The 4,578-nt window shown below is 35.4% G+C and carries 4 protein-coding genes; 1 reads left to right on the forward strand and 3 read right to left on the reverse strand.

What is annotated here, in order from left to right:
- On the forward strand, positions 1 to 1,186 hold a 1,186-nt coding region (locus KI356_RS24650), incomplete at its 5' end, for an MFS transporter (RefSeq protein WP_238486233.1).
- Positions 1,187 to 1,291: 105 nt separating this feature from the next.
- Here the strand turns inward: KI356_RS24650 and KI356_RS24655 are convergent.
- From KI356_RS24655 to KI356_RS24665, 3 genes are all read right to left on the reverse strand, one after another.
- Positions 1,292 to 2,668, reverse strand: a complete 1,377-nt coding sequence (locus KI356_RS24655) for a sensor histidine kinase (protein ID WP_212936748.1) — start codon at positions 2,666 to 2,668, stop codon at positions 1,292 to 1,294.
- 1 nt (position 2,669) lies between these two features.
- The gene (locus KI356_RS24660) at positions 2,670 to 3,347 is read right to left on the reverse strand and encodes a response regulator transcription factor (protein ID WP_205685957.1); all 678 of its coding nucleotides are present in this window, start codon (positions 3,345 to 3,347) and stop codon (positions 2,670 to 2,672) included.
- A gap of 242 nt (positions 3,348 to 3,589) precedes the next feature.
- Entirely contained in the window at positions 3,590 to 4,429 is an 840-nt protein-coding gene (locus KI356_RS24665; RefSeq protein WP_002120645.1) for a YitT family protein, read from the reverse strand.
- Positions 4,430 to 4,578 lie beyond the last annotated feature (149 nt).

Raw genomic sequence — 4,578 nt, forward strand, 5'->3', positions numbered from 1 at the left:
GTATTATGTAGCAGCGATGTGGCTCGTATATAAACTAAGTGGCAGTCCTTTTTATTCTGGATTAGCTGGTTTTCTTACATTATTACCTTCTGCACTTCAATTTCTTACTGGTCCATTCGTTGATAGATGGCCGATAAAAAACACCCTCGTCATCACACAAGTTTTGCAATGCATTCTTATTTTAATCATTCCAATTACACACTACTTCGACCTACTAACAGTTCAACTACTACTCATCATTATGCCCATCGTAGCTTTTATCGAACAATTCGCCTATCCCGCACAATCAAAAGCTTTGCCACTTCTACTACATAAAACACAATTATTAAAAGGAAATTCACTCTTTTCATTTGCGTATCAAGGCATCGATTTAATTTGCACGACTCTTTCTGGAATATTAGTAGCACTATTTGGCGCAATTACTTTATATGTGATCGACTCCCTTACATTCGCGATTACTGCCCTATTGTTCTTTTCATTAAAAATGCCGAAACAAGCAGAAACCAATACATCGCTATCAACTAAACAATATTTCTCTGATTTAAAAGAAGGTTTTTCGATCGTCTTTCGTTCATTAATGGGCGCCTTCTTAATCGGTTCAGTTGTTGCTAATTTTTCTATCGGTATGACGATGGCGATACTCCCTTCTTTCGCTGATTCTTTAGGCGGAGTGAAATCATATGGCTTCTTCTTAGCCGCTATATCAGCCGGTAGTTTAATTGGGGCATTATTCAGTTCATGGGTTGGTAAACGTAATGTTGGCCGTGTTTCCATTATTAGCTTTGCGGCTGGCGCTTTCTTTTGGTTTCTCTCTACGATTGTACCGTTTCAATGGCTGTCTATTTTCCTATTTGGCTTAGCTTGGATACCAATTGGTGCGACCAACATATTATTTGCGACAATTAGTCAAATTGTAATTCCAAATCAATATATTGGACGCATCAACTCAGTCATGCGAAGTATGGGCACAATCGCTATGCCATTCGGCTCTTTAATTGGCGGCTATACCGCAAATCTATTTAGTAGCCAACTCATTTTCTCGCTCGCTAGCATCGGGATTTTATTCATTTCTCTCGTATGGCTACTTCATCCGAAATTACGGGCATTGCCGAAAGCTGATGAAATTACAGCAGATACTTTTGAGCTACGTTTTAAGGACGAACGTAGGAAAGGTGCGGCTTTATAGCAGAAAGGTGATACGTGAAATTTATATCAGCGATTTTTCGATTATATCGACTTACCGAAAAAAAATGACAAAAAGAAGAGGCCGTTCCCAAACAGCCTCTTCCATCTATTTAGGAAGCTCAACCCGAACAGTCGTCCCTTCCCCTTTCGTACTAAATACGGAAACTGTCCCTTGATGCAGTTCAACAATCTTCTGTACAATCGATAATCCTAAGCCACTACCTTCTACGTTTCTTGCCCTTGCTGTGTCTACTTTGTAAAAACGATCAAAAATACGATCCATTTCTTCTTTTTCCATACCAATTCCGTTATCTGATATAGAGATAATAACGCTAGATTCTAACTCTTCGACAAAAAACTCAATCGTCCCAGCATCGTTTGAAAACTTAATACTATTCGTAAAAATATTACTCCATACTTGATGAAGTAAGTTTTCATCACCTTGTATTGTAATGTCTGGTACATCAAATTCAACAGCGATATCTTTTTCACGCCATTTCCATTCGAGCATAAAAATGACGTCTTTAATTTGCTTCTGCAGATTAAATTCTTTTATTTGTAGAACTTTTTCTTCTTTATCTAAAGAAGCTAGCGTAAGTAACTGTTTACATAAACTAGACATTCGCTTACTTTCGCCTTCAATAATTTTCAAGTAACGTTTTCTTTCCTCTTCACTCATATTCTCCGATTGTAATGTTTTCGAAAAACCTTGTATCGAAGAAAGCGGTGATTGAAATTCATGAGAAACGTTAGAAACGAACTCTTGTCTCATTTGATCTAATTCTTTAATACTTTTCGTCATCTTTTGAAAATTAGTTGCTAGCGTACCAATTTCATCTTTTCGATTTTCATCTAATTCAATATCATATTCACCACTTGCAATCTTTTGAGTCGCTTTCGTAAATGTTCGAATTGGACGAACGATATAACCTGCTGCAATCGCTATAAAAATGATACTTAATACAACGATGAAACCGAGTAGTACTGCTAAGAAAATTCGCATCTCGCCAAATTGTTGTTGAATGTCAGGGCGAATGAATAAAGCGTACTGTTTATCCCCGTGTTTTAACGGTACACCCACACTATTTATCAGTTCGTTATCGAAAAATCCTGTAATAAAGAACCGCGTTGGATAAGTGGAAACACCATTAAACGTTTCACCTTGCAATACTTTATGAACTGTATCATCACTAATCTTTATCTTACGAAATGCATTCCCGATACGCTTTCCATTCTTTTGATCATCTACAATATAAATTTCATATCCTAATTTCGCAATAGACTGTAAGTATGCCTCTTTATTTTCTTCACTTTGCTTTTCATATAATGATTTTACTTCCTCAGCATACATTAAAATCTTTTCACTATTGTACGGTTTTAACTTCACCTGATAATATACATTTGTTAATAAAAAGCCGATAATACTACTCAGTAGCATAATCCCAACCGTCATAAAAACAAATCTAGAATATAATGATTTCATCTTATTTCAACTCCAACTTATAACCGAGTCCGCGCACCGTTGTAATTTGAAAATCATCTGTCCGTTTTGAGAAACGATCTCTAAGTCGTTTTACATGAACGTCAACTGTTCGTTCGTCCCCTTCAAAATCCATTCCCCATACTAACTCAATTAATTCTTCTCTTGAAAATGTTCTTCCAGGATAACTAGCAAGTTGCGATAATAATTCAAATTCCTTTAATGGAAGCAAAATCGTTTGACCGTTACATTTTACTTCAACACCTTTACGATCAATTGTCGTTCCGTGGAGTGTAATAATGTCAGCACTCAGCATTTGATAACGGCGCAATAAAGCTTTCATACGGAATATCACTTCAGCTGGTTCAAATGGCTTTACAATATAATCATCCGTACCAGAAACGAACCCTTTTTCTTTATCGACTAACTGATCTTTTGCAGTTAATAAAATAACCGGTATATCATGATACTTCCGGATTTCTTCACATAACGTATAGCCATCCACAAACGGCATCATAATGTCTACTATCGCAAGATGAATATTTTCCTTCTCTAAAACGCCTTGCGCTACCTTTCCATCTTCAGCCTCAAAAACTTTAAACCCCTCTTTTTGTAAATGGTAATGTAATAACTCTCTAATATGCTTGTCATCATCAGCTAATAAAATATGTATCATCTTCATTAAACCCTCTCTCGTTCATCCTTCTACATCCTTACATTAAGAAACAATTGGATTTTTTGCAAGAAAAAGAAAAACAAAATGCTATAAAACAGTTGTTTAGTATAAGAGTTGATAAATAATCCCCTACAAACCAACATTTTACGATAAATAAAAAGAATCTATTTTGAAAAAAGATTATTCAAAATAGATTCTCACATTTTAGTATTAAGATTATTTTAATAAAAAATATTTTCTAACTCTTATTAAGCCTTAGTAATATCAACAAATCCTTCTCCGAACACATCACGAACATCGTGTATAGCGATGAAAGCAGCAGGATCCGTAGTTTGAACAATCCGCTTTAGCTTCACTACTTCTTGCTTATTAATAACAATATAAAGAATTTCCTTCGGAGTTTTCGTGTAATAGCCATGACCTGAATACACAGTAACCCCTCTGTCCATTAAGGTAGTCACCTTTTTGGCAATTTCATTCGGGTTATCAGAAATAATCGTAATGGCCTTTTTCGGATTCAAACCTTCAATTACAAATTCCATTACTTTCGTTCCTACATATAACATAATAACTGTTAGCATCAGCTTTTCTGCACCAATGATGAAATAAGATGAAAAAGCAACGATTAAATCGAAGAACAATAGACCATAGCTAATGCTCCAGCCTAAGTACTTATGCGTCATTCTTGCTAAAATGGTAGTACCTGCAGTTGTCCCACCAACACGAATGATTAGACCGATACCGCACCCTATAAATACTCCTCCAAAAATGGCATTTACCAGCATTTCATCCGAAGGAATGGTCCAGCCCTCTGTCAAATGAAGAAATAGCGAGTTAGTAACTACAGCAATGATCGTATAAATTGTTGTTATCTTATTCAAAAATTTATAACCAGCTATTAACAAAATCGCGTTTAGAATTAAGTTAACTAAGCCTGGTGACCATTCAAATAAATAGTAGGTAATAATCGTGATACCCGTTACCCCGCCTTCACCAAACTCGTTCGGGATAACAAACAAATTCACACCTAACGCAAAAAGAAATGCACCAATAATAATAAAAATAATGTCTGTCGTTCTTTTTTTCATACAGTACCTCACTTCTTATGTAAATATTTATTCTGCCATAAACTCTCACCATTATATCGTGGAATATTCAAATCGAACAGTGGTTTATTTTTATTTTAATATAGGGTAATAAATCAACTTTATCCTATATCCACATGTAATTAAAAAAG

Source organism: Bacillus hominis (assembly GCF_018332515.1).
In the GTDB taxonomy this organism is placed as follows: Bacteria; Bacillota; Bacilli; order Bacillales; family Bacillaceae_G; genus Bacillus_A; species Bacillus_A hominis.

Bases quoted from the DNA above. Each gene is read 5' to 3' on its own strand.
- KI356_RS24655 (WP_212936748.1), bottom strand. From the start codon at position 2,668: ATGAAATCATTATATTCTAGATTTGTTTTTATGACGGTTGGGATTATG.
- KI356_RS24660 (WP_205685957.1), bottom strand. From the start codon at position 3,347: ATGAAGATGATACATATTTTATTAGCTGATGATGACAAGCATATTAGA.
- KI356_RS24665 (WP_002120645.1), bottom strand. From the start codon at position 4,429: ATGAAAAAAAGAACGACAGACATTATTTTTATTATTATTGGTGCATTT.